The following is a 22009-nucleotide window of genomic DNA, read 5'->3' as shown; positions in this document are numbered from 1 at the left end:
TTATTCTAAACCTTTATTAAATTCTATTGTTTTGGTATGGAAAACAATTGATCTTACTCATTGAATACCTGAAGTAAAATCTTTATTTTTAATTTCATATCTAAAACAACTACTATGGCCGACTCAAAAATCAGAATCCAAGATGCATTGGACTACCATACCAAAGGTACACCTGGAAAGATTGAAGTCATTCCCACAAAAGCAACCAAGACACAGCGAGACTTGGCGCTGGCTTATTCGCCGGGAGTAGCCGAGCCCTGCCGAAAGATTGCTGCTAATGTGGATGATGTATATAAATATACGGCCAAGGGAAATTTAGTAGCCGTCATTTCAAACGGAACAGCAGTTTTAGGACTTGGAGATATTGGTCCCGAAGCATCCAAACCTGTAATGGAAGGAAAAGGGCTGCTCTTTAAAATATTTGCAGGAATAGACGTATTCGATCTGGAAATAAACTCCACCAATATCGAAGAATTCATTACCGTTGTAAAAGCTTTGGAACCTACCTTTGGCGGCATCAATCTGGAGGATATAAAAGCCCCGGACTGCTTTGAAATTGAAAGAAGGTTAAAAGCAGAGCTTAATATACCGATTATGCACGACGACCAGCACGGAACAGCCATCATATCCGGAGCAGCCATGCTGAACGCTTTAAAACTGGTAAACAAAAAATCACATGAAGTAAGGGTCGTTGTATCGGGAGCAGGTGCTTCTGCTATTTCATGCACCAAAATATTAATAGAACTGGGAGTTCGTAAGAAGAACATTGTAATTTGCGATTCCAAGGGAGTTATCCGTTCCGACAGGGCAGACTTAGTATCCTCAAAAAAGGAATTTGCAACCGACCAGGACCTATGGCAACTAGAAGATGCACTTGTGAATGCCGATGTATTTCTCGGATTATCCAAAGGAAATGTAATGAAACCTGAGATGCTTAAATCCATGGCACCCAATCCCATTGTTTTTGCCCTGGCCAATCCGGATCCTGAGATTGCCTACGACCTGGCCATGGCTACCCGCGATGATGTACTCATGGCTACTGGCCGCTCCGACCATCCTAATCAGGTGAACAATGTATTGGGTTTTCCTTTTATATTTAGAGGTGCCTTGGATGTGAGAGCTACCGAAATTAACGAGGCCATGAAGCTAGCTGCCGTAAAAGCATTAGCTGAGCTAGCTCGCGAACCAGTACCCGAGGTGGTCATAAAAGCGTATAACAAAGACAATATTACTTTTGGGCGTGACTACATCATCCCCAAGCCGCTTGACCCAAGACTATTAACCGTTGTTGCACCTGCAGTTGCAAAAGCCGCAATGGACAGTGGAGTAGCAAAAAATCCTATTACAGATTGGGATGCATACAAAGTCAGCTTAGTTAAGCGGCTAGGACATGACGACATGATCATACGTCGTTTAACCAACAAAGCCAAACAGCACCCCAAAAGAATTGTTTTTGCCGAAGCCGAAGATTACCGGGTTTTAAAAGCTGCCCAAATTGCCATGGATGAAGGCATTGCCCATCCTATTTTATTGGGTGATGAAGATAAAATTAAAGCCTTGATAGAAAAACACCAGTTAGAACTACATGACACAGCAATAATCAATCCTCAAAGCAAAGAATCAGCTCACATAGTGGAGCGCTACGGAAAATTCTTTTTCGACAAACGACAAAGAAGAGGATACAACCCGTACGAAGCCTACAATGAGATGAAGAAACGCAACTACTTTGGTTGTATGATGGTGGAAACCGGAGAGGCCGATGCTATTATTTCAGGTATCAGCAGAAAATACACCCAAACAATCAAACCTGCACTCCAGATTATTGGCACCAATGGCCCTGGGCAAAAAGTATCCAGCATGTACCTGATGCTTACCAAACGTGGTCCTCTTTTCTTCACTGACACAACCATGATCCCCAAGCCTACATCAGAAGAACTGGTTGACATTGCCTACCAGGCAGCCAAAGCCGTCAAACAAATGATGAACATAGAGCCTAAAGTAGCATTCTTAGCCTACTCAAACTTTGGCTCATCAGACGATGCAGAACCCACATTGGTCCGCAAAGCTGCAGCTTTGATGAAACAAAACTATCCCGAGATTATATCCGACGGAGAAATACAAGCCAACTTTGCATTTAATCAGGACGAATTAAAGGAAAACTACCCCTTTTCTGATTTAATAGGAAACGAACCCAATGTACTGGTTTTCCCAACACTCACATCCGCTAACATCGCCTACAAATTATTACAGGTAATGAAGAGTGGTGAAGCGATAGGTCCTATCATTCTTGGCATGAAACGACCTGTGCATATTTTACAAATGGGCAGTTCTGTACGTGAGATACTCAATATGATTACCATTGCCACCGTTGATGCACAAATTAAATCAACATTGGATAGCTCACAATAAAGCGCCACCTATCGTTTGCTGCATAAAGCTAAACTAAACCATTTTTTTTCGTCCATAAAAATATTTTCTAGATGGAGACATCCAAGCTCTGCAATTACTTTAATGGATTCCTTGGTGAATTTATGCGAGTTTTCTGTATGAATGGTTTCTCCTTCTTTAAATTGAACCCTTTTATTTAACAAAGGAAAATCCATGCACATGCTTACTTTCGCCTCCAAATGCATTTCAATACGACTCATTTTTTCATTAAAAAAAGCCTTATGCTTAAATTGATGGCTACACAAATCGCTTCCGGTAAGCTTGTTTATCACACGTAACACGTTTTTATTAAATTTTGCTGTTATCTCCTTAGAATCATTGTAGGCCTTCTCAAGTACAGAAATATCTTTCACCAAATCCATACCCATTAATAAATAATCACCTGGCTGCATTATGGAGGATATATCTTCCATAAATGCCTTCATTTCAGACGGCAGAAGATTACCTATTGTACTCCCAAAAAACAAAAACAAGCTACGTCCGGGAAAGGACAGTTGTGGCAACTGATGTATAAAATCAGCCACCACTCCGGATACTTTCAAATCTGGCAATTGCAAACTTAAATGACTCGTTGCTCGAATAATGGCCGTTTTACTGATATCAATGGGATAATACCTTATGGTCGGCAATATCTTCTTTGGTACTTGACTCAACAAAAGATTTATTTTGGAATGATCTCCACTACCCAGCTCAATCACATTTAAACCACGAAAATCAATACCTAGATCAGGATAAAGTCCTGATATAATTTTTTTCTCCGTAAGGGTTGGATAATACTCTTGAAGGTGAGTAATCTCTTCAAATAACTCAGAGCCTATCTCATCATAAAAAAACTTAGGTGCTATATATTTTTGGGGAGCACTTAAACCTTCGCGTATTTCTTCAATGACTTGTTGCCTGGCATCCTTATGCAGGACTTTAATATTCTCAACAAACTCATGAATTAACAAAACCTCATCATTAACACTCATAACCAATCTCCTTTTTAAGCTATATTACATGGGGGTACAATTATAATATCGACACTTCCTTGGGCACACCCGTTTCATAAGGATTAGCAGGATCATTGCTCCACTCAAACCATCCACCATCATAAACGGATACCCTAGGCCACCCCATCAGCCAAGCATTAAAAAAGGCTTCACTACCTCGCCAGCCTGTTCCACAATAGAAAGCCAAATGCTTATCCGGCGTAATACCTAACTCTTTCCACTGCTCTTCCACTTCATGATATTCACGTGTGGTATGATCAACATTACGGTAGTTTTCCATGTGATATGCATCCGAACCGCAATTACCAAATATAGCCCCGGGAATACGGCCCTTTTTTTTGATATAATTGTAACCACTTACCTGACCTATATACTCAGGATAACTTCGCACACAAACAACATCTGCATCATCCGCTTCGATCATCTTTTTGGCTTCAGGCACATCAACAGCCAATTGTGGTTGAGCAGGAATATCAACCCCAAAATCTACCACTTTCTTCTTGGGTTCATCCACTCTACTTATTTCGAAACCAGCATCCTTCCAGCTTTGAAAACCTCCATTGAGCACACGCACATCTTTAACTCCTGCATACAACATAATAAAGGCATTCCGAATTGCTCCAATATGCCCTGCTGCACTTCCCGGGAACTCATCACCATTATCCGGCCACATGAATTTACCATACAAAATAACTGTCGTTTCAGAAGTAATACCATGTTCCTCTAAGGCCTTTTTCAATTCATCCGGAGATCGCCGATTCCATGTTTCAGGTGCTTCCAAAGACAAAGTATCGATATCAATAGCGCCAAGAATATGACCACTCAGGTAGGCTTCTCTGTTTCTGTAATGCGAATGACAGATAACGGTATTGCCTCCGGGATGTGTGTGTGGCACTTTACCGTCCACCACTTCCTTTACCCACTCCGCAGAAACCAGTTGCTGATATCTGGCAAGATGTTGCATAGGAAGCTGGGCGTTACGAACCCATTGCGATAGAAAATGTGAATAGATACTGACATCATCATAACCAGCTTTTTGAAACAAAGACGCCACCTTCTCACATTCTTCATCGGAGTAACCATAAATAATTATTCGCTGATCCCAACGGATCTGTTTTGCATGAACCACTTCAATCCAATCCATATAACTGATCCATTTAAAAGGTAGAGACTTGGCGTTTTTTATGTGTCCTCCTCTTTCTTCGTCCATAAGCCGCCAACCATTATAGGCATCTACAGGACGGATATCGATAAGTTTAATATTAGGATCATCTAGACTCTGACTGAGCTGTTCTGTAGAAACAAATTGAATGGGATTCATAAAATAGAAGTTTTAATGTTCCTCTTCAATGTAAGAAAAAAAACCACTATAAGTCAATTATTTAATCCATTAAACTAAAAAAAGCACTAGAAAAATCATTACGATGTTCCAATGCATCATCCGGATTAAAACAGAAATTCCAAACACACCCCCTCTACGTAATAACCAGAAAACGCCCCAAAAAAAAATGGCATACACTGATGATTCTCAGCATATGCCATTATATATCCATTGTAAATTCACTCTACACAGAAAACTGCAGCTCTCAATCCTTCACCCTACTGAATAAAAGCGTCTTAATCATCCAGTTAGGCAATGATTTTTTGGGATTTCTTCCTTTAAGATTCATATACCATCCCAATTTTTCCACTATGGGCAACTTATGGGTTTCAACAAATTCAATGGGTGTTCCATCCGGGTCTGATATATAGGAGAAGTGCCCAGCGGCCACTCCCATATCAAAGCTATCGGCACTATTAACCGTAAAAGGAAATCCTTTTACTTTACATTCTTCCTTTAAAGCCTCCATGCCCATGATATCAAAACACAAATGAATAAAACCCAACTCACCCCAGATACGGTTTTGAAATATCTTTCGCGGTCTTCGCTCCAGTGCCTGAACAAGCTCTATTTGTGTAGGTCCCAACAACTTACTAAAAGGACCTGTTCTTGGTTTATGTTTTAACAGTACCCGACGATATTTTTGATCTCCACCTGGCAGCTCCTTAAAATCTTCAAAAACACCCGACTTATCATAAATCACTTCATTATATTGAAGAATATCCAGGTACACCTTTTTAGCTTCTTCAATATCAGACACCCCAATCACAGCACCTGCATTTCCTCCGGTTAATGATTTCTGATTCATATAATTATCTGTATCATGCACCACCTCAAAGATATTATCATAAGGATCCTTCATAAAATAATGGAGTTGCCCCACGGGGTTTTCTGATAAAGCACCCAATATGTTCACACCCATTTCGCGATGTTTTTCAAAAGCCCGATGCACATTTCTACATTTCATTTTCGCTATAAAAATACCACAATCACCTAACTGCACATCAAATACCGGTTTCTTAGGTTCAATACCCGTATGTTGCCATATTTCGAATCCTCCGCCCCCTTCCATATTCATGGCCAATGCAGCATAACGCTCACATTGTTGACCATTGGTGTACGGAAGCATTAATTTTGCAACAGCCGTATCTTCAAAAACATTAATATCCATTCCAAAAGCGCTCCGATACCATTTCCAAGCTTCTTTGGCATTCTTAACACCTACTCCAATTTGCTGGATTCCACATATATTTTTTTCCATATGTTTAAAAATTAACAACCCATACACCCCATATCAATATGAACCGGATATGCAGGTTTTTTTATATTACGTTCTTGTTCTACTATCAGTTCTTTATTTTTAAAACCAAACGATGATATAATGACGGCCATAATTTACGTATATATACCATCCCCAATTCCTGACGTCCCACCAATATATCTTTTCGATTTTTTTTAATCGCCTTCACAATCTGCCTGGCACAGGCATCAGCTCCCATTCCATTGAGCTGTCCCTTATCCATTATATTATACGCTTGTCCATTCTCGGTCAGCGCCTTTAATGAAATATCTGTTTTAATTCTTCCTGGGGAAACAATAGTAACATGAATATGATCCTGATTAAGTTCAGCTCTCAACGACTCAAAGAAACCTTGCACCGCATGTTTTGAGGCTGCATAAGCGGTACGCCAAGGAAATCCAAACTTTCCCGTTATACTACTCACCGCCACTATATGTCCACTTCCGTGATGCAACATCGATGGCAAAACAGACTTTGTTAAAGCCACCATACTAAAGAAGTTGAGCTCCATAATACTTCTGTCAATACCCAGTGGTGTGTGTTTGGCCAGCGAACGCTGACTTCTGCCTGCATTATTAATCAATACATCTATCTTTCCTGTCTGTTCAAGCACTTCTTTCACGGCACTATCTATTTGCTCTACCTTTGACAAATCCATCAACTGTATCCAACAATAAGAAGTATGCAACAAACATTTGCTTTTTACTTTTTCAATTTGCGCTTTATTACGAGCCGTTAACACCAGACGTGCTCCCTCTCGTGCCAAAGCATAAGCCAGCTCCTCACCTATTCCTGAAGATGCCCCTGTAATCCATACTACTTTATCTTTTAGATCTTTCATTTTTGGCTCTATTGCTATTCGCTATTAAAAACTCATTTCAGCTCTAAAGAATATCCCATTTTTATCCGTATAACTTTTCCCCTCATATGCACTTCCCACCAATCGCGCATACTCTACTCGCAACACTTTAAATATATTGGTTAAGCCGAATCCTATTTCGGCATAAGGTGTGTTCGAATCATTTGAATAATACCCTGGCAAATCAAAAACCCCCGAATAAGAGTCAGTTATTCTTCCATAATGACCTTTAAAAGAAACCACTTCTCTCAGCTTTAACTTTCGGATAAGAGGTATCCGGTTCAAAATGAGCCCCCCACCATTAATATGAAAATGCGTATTCGCATAGATATTATGTGCAAAGGCAGCGTGGTGCAGCAAGTTAAAACGATATTTGGCATAGCCCAAAGACATAGAACCAACCGGTTGATCCAGTAAGTCATATGGTGCATCTCCAAACAAATAACCACCATTGAGCATATAGTTCATAAACACCTGTCCCATTATCAAACGGCCTTGTACTGAACCATGAATCTGCCCATACCATCCTGCTTTACTCATCTTTCCACCAGGCAACAAAGCTTGTCCCAGATCGAAACCCAAATTGACGATAGGTATGGGCGTTGCATAGTACACACGATTAAAGAAATACAAATCATAATCCTGTCCAAAAGCATATCTAAAATTAGTCAGTACACCGTAGTTACTATAATTGTCAAACATCACTCCATTCTTTTGAAATGTAACCGCTGGTGTATGATAACTTTTTAGATAATATGGAGATATCTCCACATGAAAATCATTTTCGGCATTATACTCCACACGCAGCTCAACACTCTTTTCTTCTTTAAGATATGGATTTTTCTCCTTTGTCGTAAAAGCAGCAATAAAGTTACTATTGCCTTTTGTATTTGGATTATTTTTGACAAAACGTAAAAACTTATCCTGAGAAACCAAATTATAATCATTACTATAAGCCAACCGAAGAATAAACTTGTCATCAAGAAGTGGTCTATAAGCCACATTCACACCATGCTTCACTTCCTTATTTTTAGTTCCATAACCTAAAAAACCACCCACATAAAAATCTTCCCACATCTTTTCACTGGTTCTAAGAGGAACCGTTAAACGCGTTCCTTCTATGGTATTGGTACTGTAAATATCAAAGACTGGACCTATATCTAGTTTGCCCACATTCATATAACCCGACAATGCCATACCTCCAATGGCATCGACAGCTTTCACATAGCTGTTATCCTTTAAATTCTCAACTCTCTTATAGGTACTCTCAGCCAACTGATTGGATTTAAACGCCGTTTGGTCCTTCCACTCACTTGCCTTTACATGATCCAACTGTGCTGAAGTAGAATAGACAGTTGATTTGTTAATCAACCAATTACCACTAGACACTTCATTCACACGTTGCGAATCATAAACAGTGGCAGTATCTTTATTGAGCGTCAAGGACATATTAATATCCACCTGTCGGGCACCATAAAACCATTTTCCATTGGGCAGACGTTGGTAACGCACATGCCCCTTGAAACCATTAATAAAATTCAGATTGGCCTCTCCTGGAATATGTGCCACAATATCCGTGAGAGCATAACTACCTTCCTCAACAGTAAACTGACCAGAAAACAAAGAGTTATACCTATTTTTAGGCGCAAAAGTAAAGTGATAATACTTCTTGTTGTTGACCCTGGTACTATCATTAAAATACAAATTATAGTACATCATTGCAGCGCTACTTATGGGCGAGATAAAACCTCTATCCATAATAAAAATTTGTTCTTTATAGAAATCTAAATCCACTGCAACATTCTGAAGAACATAAGTCTCAATAGCCTGATTTATACGTGGAAATATACCATCCTTCTTACTATAAATAACGCTATCTTTATTATTTTCAACACTCAAGGCCTGTTCATACAAGTAAATAGGAGAAAATCTTAATTGCTGATGATCCATTTTCACAGTCACCTCATTGATATCATCAAAAATACGTGTTACGCCAGCTGTCGAATCAATAGCCACATAAACGGTTGTATTTTCGAGAGACTTATAATCTTTTACCTCATTGATTTGCTCCCTATTTTCCTTCTTATGCGCTTGGATCCTTTTAAAGATTACCTTTACAATGGGCATCTTGGCGTTAATAGTAACATCATCAATTAACTGTACATCCTTTTTAAGATAGATATTTTTTGTACGGTCCACATTCCGCTTAAACAATACTTCATTTGAAACAAACCCAACAGACGAAGCACATAATGTATCATTCGTTGGGTTTTCAATGGCAAAATATCCATTCTCATCTGTCAAGATTCCTTCTGTGGTACCTTTAATCCATACATTGGCAAATGGAATAGCCTCATCACTTCCCTGCTCCTTTACAAAACCGGAAATATTTTGCGCAAAGATACCCGTAAAAGAAATAAGGCATAAAATAACCACTGAAACCCTCGACTTCATACAAAACAATTACTGATTATTTTTTTCTTTTTTTATAATCCAATAAAGTCCTTTAACACCAATTTCGATGTCCTTCAACTTAAAAAGAACCAATATCTTTTCCATATAAGCAATGGCACCCCAACCTACTGCCAGATAATACATCCAAGGATAAAAGCCAAACACAAAAAGCACAAAGAAAAAGATACTTTGTATATACCCAGCCGACACTGCTGAGTACAAATGCAATCCAGGTATTTTTCCAAAACGAAAAAAAGACACAAAATAACTCAACACAAAAAAGCTTAAAAAGATATATAGAATCAGTGCATGCGGTTCTATCTCTGTCCATTTAAACAGAAATAATCCTAACAAAGCCATGGCATAGGTGCATATATCGGCCAAGTTATCCAGCGCTGCGCCAAAATGCGTTTGCAACTTAAAAAAGCGCGCAATATTACCGTCTAACACATCACTAACCAAGCTTATACACAGCAAAATAACAAACCAATTCTCTTGCTCCGTAAGCGCCATGTACATAATGACTGGAAATACAAGAAGACGATAAAGACTGATTAAATTGGGGACATTCAATATGTTTTCCCCTTTCACTAATATTTGTTTCATATGATAATAATTTTTCTTTCAGAGGCCATATGGAACTCACCAAAATAAATCATTTCCTTATGTGCGAAACAATTCCATACTGTCAAGATTCATCGACCATACTTTGAATAAAACAAGGTATAATATTAACTTGCTACGCTAATGGACTTCTCTTTTTTATGAACCGATAATTTACCCACAAAATGCGACAACATCTTTGTAATTGATTCTTCATCGGTAATATGATCATCCACTGCAACAATAGACTCCAGGTTACTGGTATCAAAAGAAAGACGCGTATCCACATAACGCCCAGTAAAAGACATCCCTACAGAAACCAATCGTTCAATGGAAGTCATTTCTTCTTTTTTCAGCTCCACTACCGGCACTATATTAATGGGCATTAGTTCAGTTACACAACCAATAATATGACTATTCTTAACGGATTGTTTGGCAATAAAATTCATAATACCAGGCACCTCTTCCAACTGCACCGTTTTCATTAAATAACGAACCACTGTATTAATGGGAATCAAATTTTGCGTAGCTTGAGGGTCTACCTTCAATCGAACTGTCTCGTTGGGATAGCGATGAGCCAGACCGTACATCCTCTTTGCAAAATCAAAAATACCATAATCGGTATTTGTAACACCTGTATCACTATTACCAACCACTTGAGAAAGTCGGATTATATGCGCCTTTACACCCTCTTTTTCAATGGAATCCTTAATAACATTTTCGGCAAATCTTTTTGATTGCTCGTAGTAATTTCTAAAACCCGAAATTTCCTCATTATCATAGAATTTCTCCTGAAACAACCCTTCGCGATTACCGCAAGAATAAGCTGTGCTGATAAAGAAAAAACGCGAATTATCATTGGAATATTTCCTATATACCTTCAACGAATTCTTAACACCATCAATGTTGGTAGCAAATATCTGATCCCTTGATTTAAAATCATACTTTAAGCTCGCTGCAAAATGATAATAATCAAACACACCATTAAAAATTTCTTGTAGTTGCTCATTGGTTAAGGCAAAATTTTCATCCGTTAAAGAATATGAACAGACTTTAAGCCTTTCTCCCTTATCAAACACGCCTCCATTTATCTCAGAGAGAGCTGCATGCACCCTATCTTCAGCCGACATTTTAGCACTGCCCCTAACCAATGCTACCACCTCATAATCATCCATTAACAATTGATTGATGAAATTAGAGGCTACATACCCATTGGCTCCATTAACGATTATTCTTTTCATCTGTTTAAAAATTAGCGAAACTCCACTAGCCAATACAAAATTTAATCATTTGCGCTGACCATGCCTGTTTCATCTGTTTAAATTTATTTTTCAATGATCATATAAAACTCGCCATACTTAGTCATCTACCTATGCTCTAAACAATTCCAACGGCTCGCTTCATATATTTATATTATTTACTATTTTCCATTATCAAACCGAATATCATTTACAGTAACACAACCAAAACAATAACAATAAACAATGGTATAGATAAATTATCCGAACCTCTCCAGCTTAAAAACTCGCCCGTAGTACCTGCCAAAGCCACACTCAAAGCCAAATAGATTGTTTTAAAATCGAATACATCTCGAACGTAATACAAGGCAACTAACCCTATAATGAAACTCATAAGAAAAAAAGCACCTGATCCAAACCACGTTTTATCAAACTGCCTACTAAAAATTCGTATCTTCCTGTTATTCTTTTTCACACTCATGCCTACAATAGCGGCCATTGGGTCACATACAGCTAAAATTAGCATGGGTAAAATATAAACGAACTTATTATCTAACAAACTAGCTATGAGAAATATAACATATATAGAAAGGGGCAATAAATAACTCCCAATGGATTTACGCTCTATATCATGAATAGAATTTAACTGTTTGCTAAATTGGGTTATATACAATGCTGCAAAAAATATAATTGCCAGACCCAATATGTACCAATGAGAACTAAACAAATAAGGAAGTGGAATGGTAGCTATGATTGATAAAAAATGAGCAATTTTTCGAGTTACCTCTCCTTTTATACTATATTTTCTATACCCTAATTCATTGGCTATTAAGAGCAAGGCTATCCCAACAAAATAGATCGCCGACATTACCATTATATTTCCCATTATCATTCAATATTTATCCCATTAAAAACTAAATACATAAAAAAAGAAGCCAACCCAGGCTCCCCCAACTATTAAACTATCAAACCGATCCAAAAAACCACCGTGGCCGGGTATGATATGATTATAATCTTTTACATGAAACTTTCGCTTATAGAATGAAGCGGCCAAGTCACCCACTAATGCAAACACCACAATACCAAAGGCTAATAAGATTGTTTGAAAAAAAGAAGCACTATAAAGATTATTGAGCAACAAAGAACTACCCATAGCGATGACACCACCACCAACCATACCTCCCACTGTTTTATTCGGACTGATAGCAGGAAATGGCTTTGTTTTCCCCCAAATCTGTCCAGTTATCTGGCTGAAACTATCAAAAATAGACAAGATGAGAAACGCGAACAAAATAATCTCTTTAGACAAAACACTAAAAAAGAACATCCCCAATGCTAAAACACAATATATTAAACACGAGAACAAATAGAATAAAATATACTTCCTTTGGTTGACATAAAAAACATACAACAATTCAAAAAAGCCCACCCCCACAATCACAAAACTTAAATACCTAAAATACAAAGTATTGACAACAATGCTAAAAAACAGAATATGGATAATCACAAAATAAGAGGCAAATTTCACATAACTCTTACGCGCCACTTCTGGCTCCTTATTGCGGTTGATAAAATAAAAACCTACACCTCCTAAAATGAAATAACTAATTATTATTATATATATAACCTCTATCATCTTATCATTTATTTTATGACCATGAGCAATCCTATCACCACCAAAACAAGTGCATAAATATACCGTGCTATACCTTCCTTATTATCGGTATGGGCTTGAGATATAAGTCTTGGCCCCATGAGGGAACCTATCAACGAACCTACTGTTAAAAAAACGATTAATGTCAAATCGATATATCCAACCAACACATGCGCCGTTATAGCCGACAGCGCATTAATGGTCACAATGAATAAAGAAGTACCAATCACCATTTTCAAAGGTATCCGCATAGATAACAAACCCGCTAAAACCGGGCCGGTACCACTGGTGCCAAAACTCCCAGAAATAGTTCCTCCAAAGAAACCGAACAATGCAGATTTTATATTTCTTGTATAGTCGTTGCGATTCATTACACCCACGTCATTATTTTTAACTTTCTTAAGCGAGCCATATATTATATTAATTGCTAAAAACCAAGTATATATTCCAAAGCAATGTTGAAGAAGCTCCGTATCAATTTTACTGGTATAATAGGCACCCGCGAAGGCGCCCACGACACCAAAAATTGAAAAAACAGCCCCCATTCTAAAATCTACGTTTCCCTTTTTATGGTGTCCCAACACCCCTACGAATCCTATGGGTAGGGTAGCAACCAACGAAGTTATAACCGCCGTTTGGGCCGGAACATCCAACACCAAAGTTAACACCGGGAGAAAGAAAAATCCGCCTCCTCCACCCAGCACTGTTGCAAATAAACCAACCACCAGACCAATGACTGGCAGTAAAAAATAGATAGGTTCTATAGCTGAATGAAAAATCATATTTCCTGGTCTATTGACAATATTCTAAATGTATATCTGCCAGCGGATACTTAATCTTGGCATATACCATTATTCCATCTTTAAAAGTATATTCGTGCGTTGTTTTTCCTTCATCATTGACCAATGCGTATTTATGCTCCCCAATGACTCTTACTCCCCGCTTCTCTCCACTTTTTTCTTTATACAAAAACTTAGCATGTACCGGTTCATTGAAATACAGTAAACTTCCAGTATAACTAATATCATCATGAATCAAGGAGGTATCACCCTCCTGAATAAGGATATAATTATTTGTATCGGCAATTAACCAAGTGTCGGAGTTAACCTTTCCATTCTTCATAGTTTGCAGATGAGAACTCACCAACCGACCATCTTCATGAATTGTTTTTTGAATATACTTCACCTGATATGTAAAAAACAATTTCACTTCCACATCCGTAACTCCCTCTATACTTACCCTTCCGCCCTGACTATTTTGCAGTACAGAAAACTGCCCTAGATTCATACCTAAAGCCTTGATATTATACTTTATTGACCTCTTATTACCTTGTGCCCAAATCTGATTCACCATTATAAAACAGCACAGCAAAGTCAAACATTTTTTCACTTGATTCATATTACCCAGTGTCATATACAAATACATCGGTTATTATTAAAAATACCACAGTAAAAACAAATGAAGTACTCAAATAATGTTTTACCAAATCGACTGTTAACAATAACTTAATATACAACAAATGTAATATTGAGCATATTTTATTTATAGAAATTAAGGACGAAATGGTAAAATCCATCACCGAAATAGTCAATAACAATCATGATTAATGGCTATTCTTCTATTGGCAGAATAACATCACAGAATAATTCCCGCAGATATGAGACACAAAATCAAACTTTTTAGTATATATTCGTTTCTAATATTTTTCACCTATCAAAACAATCGAATGGAGTCAAAACATGTAATCATCAAACTAAAAGCCATTATACACGATGATGGAAAAATAATCCTTCACTTAAAAGACAATGAAGGACATATACACGAAAAATCAATCACATCAGAAGTAAACCCAGGAAGCAAGATCACCTGGACGTTAGACAAAGACAGTGATATTATTCAAATTGTTGATATTTATAAAAAAGTAGGCAGCCCTAATATTTATTCTGAAAAGCCACATAGTATTGAGGGCACAACAGATTGGGAAGCAATAGTCTCTAACCAAGCCTTTGAAAAAGCTTCGTATAATGTTGATTTCAGATATAAAGACGGAGTTGTATATACGGATGATCCTCAAGTGAAAGTTAAACCACCTACCCATTAATTGTTTCGCACATGACTTAGCCATTGTCCATGTCATTTATACCATACAATCATTAGAACCACATTATACATATTTATTATTTGGATGCTGCAAACCAATGTTTGGGGAGAAAGTCGTTATGTAGATAGTTTAATTTACAAATACGAAAGAACTTCTTGGAATAATAAAAACGACTCCTTGGCTTACCAGTTATGTTATAACATTTCATATGCTGCGAACCATCCACAAACAGCTTTAAAATACGCTATTTTAGCCTATCAACACAGTATTAAATTCGGAGATTTACAAAATCAAGCAGCATCTAAATTTTTAGAGTCATATCCGTATGCAGCAATGGGCAAATTAGATAAAGCTATCGCTTCCCTATTAGAGGCAAAAAAGCTTTACACCCAATCAAATAGTAAAAGTGGAATAGCCACCTGCCTATTAAAACTAGCAGGCATTTATGAGAACAATCGCGATTTCCAACTATCTGAGCATTCCTACTTAAAAGCCATTGCTCGATTAAAAGTGCTAGAAGACTCTTTAAAAATAAGCATTGCGCATATAAACCTAGGCGAACTATATCGCCATACAAATAAATTAAATGATGCATTACATCATTTTAATTTGGCTGCACATTACCAAAATGACTCACTCACGAACAGCACTCTCGCCTACATTCAAGGTAACATTGGTCTTGTATATACCGCACAAAACAAACTGGACAGTGCCAAACTCCTCCTAAACAAAGCTATTGAAATATTAGCACTTCAAAACGATAACTATGCCACTTCTTCTTATTTGGATGGTTTAGCCCATATCTACTTAAAAAAAGGACAATACAATAAGGCAGAACAAATAGCTCACAAAAGTCTTCATTTGGCAGAAGAGTATGGGCTAATAGAACAAATGCGTGATGCCTGTCTGCGCTTATCTGATATTTACCAAGTAAAAAAAAATTATAAAAAGGCCTACCTCCACCACAAACAATACGTAAGGTACCGCGACAGCATTAATAATGAAGAAACCATACGTAAAATAGCCCAATTCAATACCAAATACTTAGTTGCCCAAAAGCAAAAAGAGGTAGACAAAGAAAAAGAAGAAAAGGAACGATACATTACAGTCACAGCTTTATCTGTTTCTGTATTGAGTTTATTATTGGTACTTAGTTTCTTTGGTATCAAAACTAACAAAGAACGCAAACGTACCAATCTAAAATTAGAAGAACAACGTAAAGAACTCGAAATAGCCAACGCTACAAAAAATAGGTTTTTCTCCATATTATCACACGATTTAAGGAGCCCTTTGGCTACCTTTCACAGCTACTCTGAGATAATCGAAATTTGTGCAAAAAACAACGAAGTAGAACAGCTTATAATGATTTCTCAGGAAATGTTATCATCCTCTGCTAACCTATTGGATTTACTGGACAATTTATTACAATGGGGAGTATACCAAATGGAAACGGTAAGAATATTACCAACAGCCATCAACCTGAAGGAGGCCGTTCTCACAGAAATTCAACACCTACATCATGTGGCTTCCAAAAAACAAATCGATATTCGCACCCACATCGATCCAGAGTTAACTACAATTAATGACCAAGCCAAGCTGGGCATCACCATCCGAAACCTGATCAACAATGCCATTAAATTCACGGCGCCACAAGGTACGGTAACCATTTCTACCGCAGTTATAAATAATAAAGTGGCACTAAAAATTGCGGACTCAGGCAAAGGTATGACGCCAGAACAAAAAGATAGCTTCCTTAATTCCAGGATAATAAATAGCACCTATGGCACCCAAAACGAAAAAGGTGTAGGTTTAGGACTTCAGTTGGTTTGTGAATTTATTAAAAACAGTGGAGCCTCCATATCCGTTGACAGTAAACTTAACAAAGGAACTTGTTTCACCATCATCTTCGAGAATAACAAAAAATAATAATAAATACCACACCTCACACAACAGACTCCATCTTTCTTATTGGCTCCATGACATCACTTGCCCATACACTTTCTTAATGTTTCTGAAACCTGATGAATACTCTCCGTCACATTTTCCATACCCTCTAACACCTGTGCCGTTTGGTTGTTACCTCCTGCTTTTAATTTCTGATTTTTACGGAATGTGGCTTTTATGTCTTCCCACCGCTTTGCTTCTTCCTCCGACAGCTTACCCACAATTTCTTTAAATTTCAACATATTAGCTTCGGCTCCTGCAGTCAAGGTTTGCGACTCTCCCTCATAATGTGACATAATCAAAGTTTCCAACTCCTCATCATTCATGATGGTTACCACCTTTTCGGTGATCTTATTCATATTACGATAAGAACCCTGCAACTTAAATGGAGGCTCTGTTCTATATTCTTCAGCCTGTGCTGCCGATGCAATATATTGCTGATTCACCTTTGAGATCACATCCCGAATGATCATCAACTTTTTCAGGATATTCACATAATCATTGATTTGTCCTTGGCTATGACTGGCTTCCAATTCTAACCCATCCATACTTCCTGAGTCGGCTAATTTAAGCAATGGATAAATATCATTATGACTCTTGGCTGCCAGTTGATTCAACACCTTATTGGAGGTAAGAGAATTCTCTATATAACTCATATTAAACACATCAGCCGTATCTCCTAAAATATCTCCCAGATTATAAATGTCAGCACGGTTGGCCAACATATCCGGAATCTGAAATTTATCTCCACTTTCTGTATATGGATTTCCAGCCATCACCACACACACCTTTCTTCCCCGAAAATCGTAAGTTTTGCTTCGCCCTTTATATACCCCTTCAATTTTACGTTGAGCATCACAAAGAGAAATGAACTTCTGCAAAAATTCCGGATTACAATGTTGTATATCATCCAGATAAATCATCACATTGTCTCCCATTTCAAAGGATAGATTTAGCTTTTTTAGTTCCTCACGAGCACTGGCATTACCTGCCTCATCCGGATCCAAGGAAGTGACTTCATGACCTATGGCGGGACCATTAATCTTCATAAAGATGATACCCAGTCTACTGGCAATGTACTCCATCAAGGTAGTTTTTCCGTATCCCGGAGGAGAAATCAACAAGAGCATTCCCATCAAGTCGGTACGTTTACCTTCTCCAGCTGTCCCCAATTGCTTGGCCAGATTATCACCTATCAAAGGCAAGTAAACCCGATCTATTAATTTATTACGTACAAAGGAAGACAGCACCTTTGGTTTAAACTCTTGCAAACGCAATTCTTCTTCAAAGTCTCGAATCAATTGTTTTTTCACCTCCGTGAAGGTCACAAAACGAGAAGCCGTATTTATTTCATAAGCCTTCAATTTCGCAATAAATTGATTATAATCAAATGCATATTTTCCTTCGTTCAAAACACCATGTGTTCCCTGCATTCCCATCAACTCTTTTCGTAATGTAGCCTTAATCACATTATTTTTATCAAAACAATGAAGCATTAACAACACCGCCACTTCATCCACGTACTGGTATTTTCCATCGTGACTGGAATTTTCCACAAAAGCCCGCAACCATTTCTGTATCAACTTAAATTGAGCAACAGGCTCTTTATCTAACTCTTCCACTGACTGCTGATAATTCGCAACGGCCTTTTTATCTTTCAAGAAGGAAAGAAAAGATTGATACAAACCTGCAGCCTCACTATCTATAACAAAATTTTCATCTACAATTACCTCATAAAAAAAATACTCAGCAGCTTCCTGCACATAAATAGGGTTAAACAAAGCTGTTTCTTCAACAAAATCACGAATATGCCTAGTTAAGCCATCCACAATATACTTAAATTCCTGTGCATCGGGGAACACCTCTAACAAGGCACCTACACCCTTTAACTGCTTATAATAGCTTTCCTTCATTTCTGCCAAAGCAAATTTATTCCAGAACAGAACAGCACAAGCACGCGCCTGAGTTGAATACTTCAACAAACCGGCTGTTTTAATTAGCTCTATTAGCTCTTTTACAATAATAAGAGCATCCATATCATGCACCCCTTTTACATAGCCCTCATTATAACGCTGTCCCATGAACTCACGGATATAGCTAAGTATCTCCTCTTCTCTAAGGGAAATCAAATTACCATTAAATTCCTGCTGACATTTTTCAAACACCTTGTAAGCAAGATATTCGCCCCGATAAACTTCTTTATTCTCAGAAGGAATACTCTGATCCCACAGATCTTTAAAATCATAGAACTGCTTATCATCAACATGCTCATAAAAGTTAGTTCCTGTGAGGTGAAAAAACATTTCGTCGCCCTTATACACCATGGTTAATTCACAAGGTTGTGTATTCACCGAAAAATGGTGCTCTCCAAAACGAATAATATTTTCTCCATCCACAAACAGTTCTGTTTTGTCTTTTAACTGACGAATGGCCTCTTCCCTAATGGTTTTCAACTGACTCTGAATAGAATCTGCTTTTACTGAGTCCTCCAGTTCAATCAATTCGCTGACCACTGTCCGAATCTTTTCGATCATTAAATCGGAAGCATAGTAACCATTAATTTCATTTACATCAGTAAACTTACTCACCCTATTTTGTATGGCCTTTAATATCCGTTCGGACGATTGAAATAAAGTATTAGCTCGTTTATTACGGGCTTCTACCAAACTAATTTTTTTCGATTCAAAAGAGTTATATATTTCGTCGCGCTTAGTTGCTATTTTATCAATAAACTCATCAAACTCAGAGAACTTACCTTCCAACTCTTCAATCTGAACCATGAGCTTCGTTTGAAATTCCACACACTTTTCCGGAGAATCTGAAAGCTCCAAGTAATTAGTAAGACCTTGACTAATCAGCTTTATTTGCGCATTGAACTCAGCGGTTCCTTCCAAACTCAGTAGTTCTTTCCGCTTACGCTTCAATGCTGCATTTACCTGATTAAAGCTAGAATAAATAGTTGAAATATTATCAATGATACGAGTGGTTTCTGTGGCATCATCAATTTTTAGATTACTGACAATCTCAATGAGCATTTCCAACTCAGCCGAAGTTTGAGTCAACTTTTCTTCAATCTCATTGGCCTTCACCACTTTCTTCACTTCCTGAATTTTTGTTTTCAGCTCTTCAACCTTACTATCATAAGGCCGCAAGGCTTCCGGTTTCAGTAGAAACTGAACACAGTCATTGGAAATATCATGATTAAACACTTCCAATTTTTCTTCTTCACTTTCAATACGAGCTACATCAACATAGCGCAGTTCTTTGAGTGAGATAGTTTCTCCACGCAAGGTACGAAGCGAAGCCAACACATCCACATACGCATTGATAGAAGAAAAAGATGTCAGCTTAATTTTTTTCGTAACAGAATCAATCAGCTCCATCACTCGAGCCACTTCCCCTGCCGAATTTTTCTTGATACTAACTACCTTTTCATATTCTTCGATAGCATTATGAGCAGTCTCTTTAATACCTTCCAAAGGATCCTGAAGACTAAACATCTCCTTGTTGCCAATCCAATAATAGGTATCCAAAATATCACCAGCTGCCTTCTGAATATCAAAATAAAGATTCGCGTAACTATCTTCTTTATGAATCAGTTTCAACACTTCATTACATTCCGACATCCCCCGAACAATATCCTTATTTCCCACTTTGTAAAGAAAGGATGTTTCATTAGATTCTAACTCTGATTGATAGTTACTGTCCAGGTAAGGCGTTTTCCATATTTGCAAAACATGATGCTTTTTAGGAGTACCATCTGTCTTAAAATAACACAGTTCACCATTTTCAAACAAAGAATAACCATTACAGATGATAGGCGTTTCAACTTGCTGTGAAATTAAATTATATGACAACATCACATACTTACCCAATAATTGACTGTAAAAAACATACAAATAACCCTCTCCATTGGGCGAAGGAATTCGACGCAAATAGGTCATCCCTCTCAAATCGCTATCAAATATCTTTATTTCACCTGTTTGCAAATAATATCCATTAGCAAAAATCAAACCATGGTTATCAGGTAATAATACACACGAGTCTTCCAAAGAATCAATTCTCACAGCCTCTTGTACTTTCTTATTATAAACGATATAGCGGAATTTTTCTTCTTGATATGGCTTTATCTTTAAAACAATCAAGTTATCGATAATAGCATAATAAAACTCAGCATCATCCAGTGTCTGGGTTTTATTCTCCACTTCCTCGGCATAAATACCTAAACCAGAATCCGTGTTATTTTCTATTTTAATAGTCAGGTCTCCATCTGTTGTTTCCACAAAGATTTGGTCTTCAATTGAAATATGAGAAAACGCCCCCTTCACATGCATATCCCGGGTGGTTCGGATCCAAGAAAACTCATGCTGATCGGGAAAAACAAACTCGTGATCACTACGATTATCCACATACGTTAAAGTATCCCCCTTTACCAAAAACTTAAATGTTTTAATATCAAACTTTCCTTTACCAGTCCGAAATACAAAAAACAAGGAAGTTCCTCTTCTACCAAATTTTACAAAACGAGTTTCCTTATAATATTTATATAAATTTTTAAAATCCTTGACAAACTCATCGGACACAATCAGGTCGATAGATCCTTGTTTAAAATTATGCTCCTTTGAATTGTATTCATATACACTGAACACATCCGCTATATCCACCTCACTTTTTAAACCTATCAGTACATTATAACCAAAGATAAAAGAACTACCTACCGAAACCATATCTGAAGGAATACAGTTATTCACAGTAGAGATTCGCGAGCTACCTATCAGGGCAGTCTCTATGGAACCAAAGACACTTTTCCTTTCTTCATTCAGCTGTAAAAGCCGTTTTTCAAGTTCCTGACCATGCTGATTTAATCGGTTTCGTATTATCTCATATGTTCCTTGTTCCAACTGAGGTTCGTTGGATACATTTTCGGTATCGTTAGGAATAGTTGCCATCATTAATGTTTTAACCACAAATAGAAATTACTATACTTTCAAGCATATCTCCATCGCATCACACCTTTCTCCCCTTCAAAAATAAG

The 22009-nt window shown here is 37.6% G+C and carries 15 protein-coding genes; 3 read left to right on the top strand and 12 right to left on the bottom strand.

Annotated elements, in window-relative coordinates; translation table 11 throughout:
- Window positions 1-114 precede the first annotated feature (114 nt).
- The gene (locus CYTFE_RS32190) at window positions 115-2409 is read left to right on the top strand and encodes an NADP-dependent malic enzyme (protein WP_027473359.1); all 2295 of its coding nucleotides are present in this window, start codon (window positions 115-117) and stop codon (window positions 2407-2409) included.
- A gap of 8 nt (window positions 2410-2417) precedes the next feature.
- Here CYTFE_RS32190 and egtD read toward each other — a convergent pair whose 3' ends face one another.
- From egtD to CYTFE_RS0120515, 11 genes are all read right to left on the bottom strand, one after another.
- Window positions 2418-3419, bottom strand: coding sequence for an L-histidine N(alpha)-methyltransferase (gene egtD, locus CYTFE_RS0120565; RefSeq protein WP_052343335.1), 1002 nt, complete (start codon window positions 3417-3419; stop codon window positions 2418-2420).
- 40 nt (window positions 3420-3459) lie between these two features.
- On the bottom strand, window positions 3460-4761 hold the full coding sequence (locus tag CYTFE_RS0120560; RefSeq protein ID WP_027473357.1) for a rhodanese-like domain-containing protein: 1302 nt from the start codon (window positions 4759-4761) through the stop codon (window positions 3460-3462).
- Between the two features lie 265 nt (window positions 4762-5026).
- Window positions 5027-6082 (bottom strand): VOC family protein, encoded by a 1056-nt coding sequence (locus tag CYTFE_RS0120555; protein ID WP_027473356.1) that lies wholly within the window; start codon window positions 6080-6082, stop codon window positions 5027-5029.
- 85 nt (window positions 6083-6167) lie between these two features.
- Entirely contained in the window at window positions 6168-6962 is a 795-nt protein-coding gene (locus tag CYTFE_RS0120550) for an SDR family oxidoreductase (RefSeq protein ID WP_027473355.1), read from the bottom strand.
- A gap of 24 nt (window positions 6963-6986) precedes the next feature.
- On the bottom strand, window positions 6987-9434 hold the full coding sequence (locus CYTFE_RS0120545) for a DUF5686 and carboxypeptidase-like regulatory domain-containing protein (protein ID WP_027473354.1): 2448 nt from the start codon (window positions 9432-9434) through the stop codon (window positions 6987-6989).
- A 9-nt stretch (window positions 9435-9443) separates the two neighbouring features.
- Window positions 9444-10040 carry a CDP-alcohol phosphatidyltransferase family protein gene (locus CYTFE_RS0120540; RefSeq protein WP_027473353.1) on the bottom strand — a complete coding sequence of 199 codons (597 nt, stop codon included), beginning with the start codon at window positions 10038-10040 and terminating at the stop codon, window positions 9444-9446.
- 125 nt (window positions 10041-10165) lie between these two features.
- A complete protein-coding gene (locus tag CYTFE_RS0120535; RefSeq protein WP_027473352.1) occupies window positions 10166-11278 on the bottom strand; it encodes an SDR family oxidoreductase in 1113 nt (370 codons plus the stop codon).
- Between the two features lie 208 nt (window positions 11279-11486).
- Window positions 11487-12161, bottom strand: coding sequence for a diacylglycerol/polyprenol kinase family protein (locus tag CYTFE_RS0120530; protein WP_027473351.1), 675 nt, complete (start codon window positions 12159-12161; stop codon window positions 11487-11489).
- 21 nt (window positions 12162-12182) lie between these two features.
- Complete coding sequence (locus CYTFE_RS0120525) at window positions 12183-12911, bottom strand: phosphatidate cytidylyltransferase (protein WP_027473350.1); 729 nt, start codon at window positions 12909-12911, stop codon at window positions 12183-12185.
- An 8-nt stretch (window positions 12912-12919) separates the two neighbouring features.
- Complete coding sequence (locus tag CYTFE_RS0120520) at window positions 12920-13711, bottom strand: sulfite exporter TauE/SafE family protein (protein ID WP_027473349.1); 792 nt, start codon at window positions 13709-13711, stop codon at window positions 12920-12922.
- A gap of 10 nt (window positions 13712-13721) precedes the next feature.
- Entirely contained in the window at window positions 13722-14282 is a 561-nt protein-coding gene (locus CYTFE_RS0120515) for a DUF6134 family protein (protein ID WP_152541820.1), read from the bottom strand.
- Between the two features lie 373 nt (window positions 14283-14655).
- Between CYTFE_RS0120515 and CYTFE_RS27485 the strand changes: the two genes are divergently transcribed.
- Both CYTFE_RS27485 and CYTFE_RS0120505 read left to right on the top strand, forming a co-directional pair.
- On the top strand, window positions 14656-15030 hold the full coding sequence (locus tag CYTFE_RS27485; RefSeq protein WP_052343334.1) for a hypothetical protein: 375 nt from the start codon (window positions 14656-14658) through the stop codon (window positions 15028-15030).
- An 84-nt stretch (window positions 15031-15114) separates the two neighbouring features.
- Window positions 15115-16956, top strand: coding sequence for a tetratricopeptide repeat-containing sensor histidine kinase (locus CYTFE_RS0120505; RefSeq protein ID WP_027473347.1), 1842 nt, complete (start codon window positions 15115-15117; stop codon window positions 16954-16956).
- A 56-nt stretch (window positions 16957-17012) separates the two neighbouring features.
- Here CYTFE_RS0120505 and CYTFE_RS0120500 read toward each other — a convergent pair whose 3' ends face one another.
- A complete protein-coding gene (locus CYTFE_RS0120500) occupies window positions 17013-21941 on the bottom strand; it encodes a DNA repair ATPase (protein WP_211238196.1) in 4929 nt (1642 codons plus the stop codon).
- Between the last annotated feature and the right edge of the window lie 68 nt (window positions 21942-22009).

This window comes from Saccharicrinis fermentans DSM 9555 = JCM 21142, assembly GCF_000517085.1.
GTDB classification, from domain to species: Bacteria; Bacteroidota; Bacteroidia; order Bacteroidales; family Marinilabiliaceae; genus Saccharicrinis; species Saccharicrinis fermentans.
This window is presented reverse-complemented; position numbering and strand designations above follow the sequence as displayed.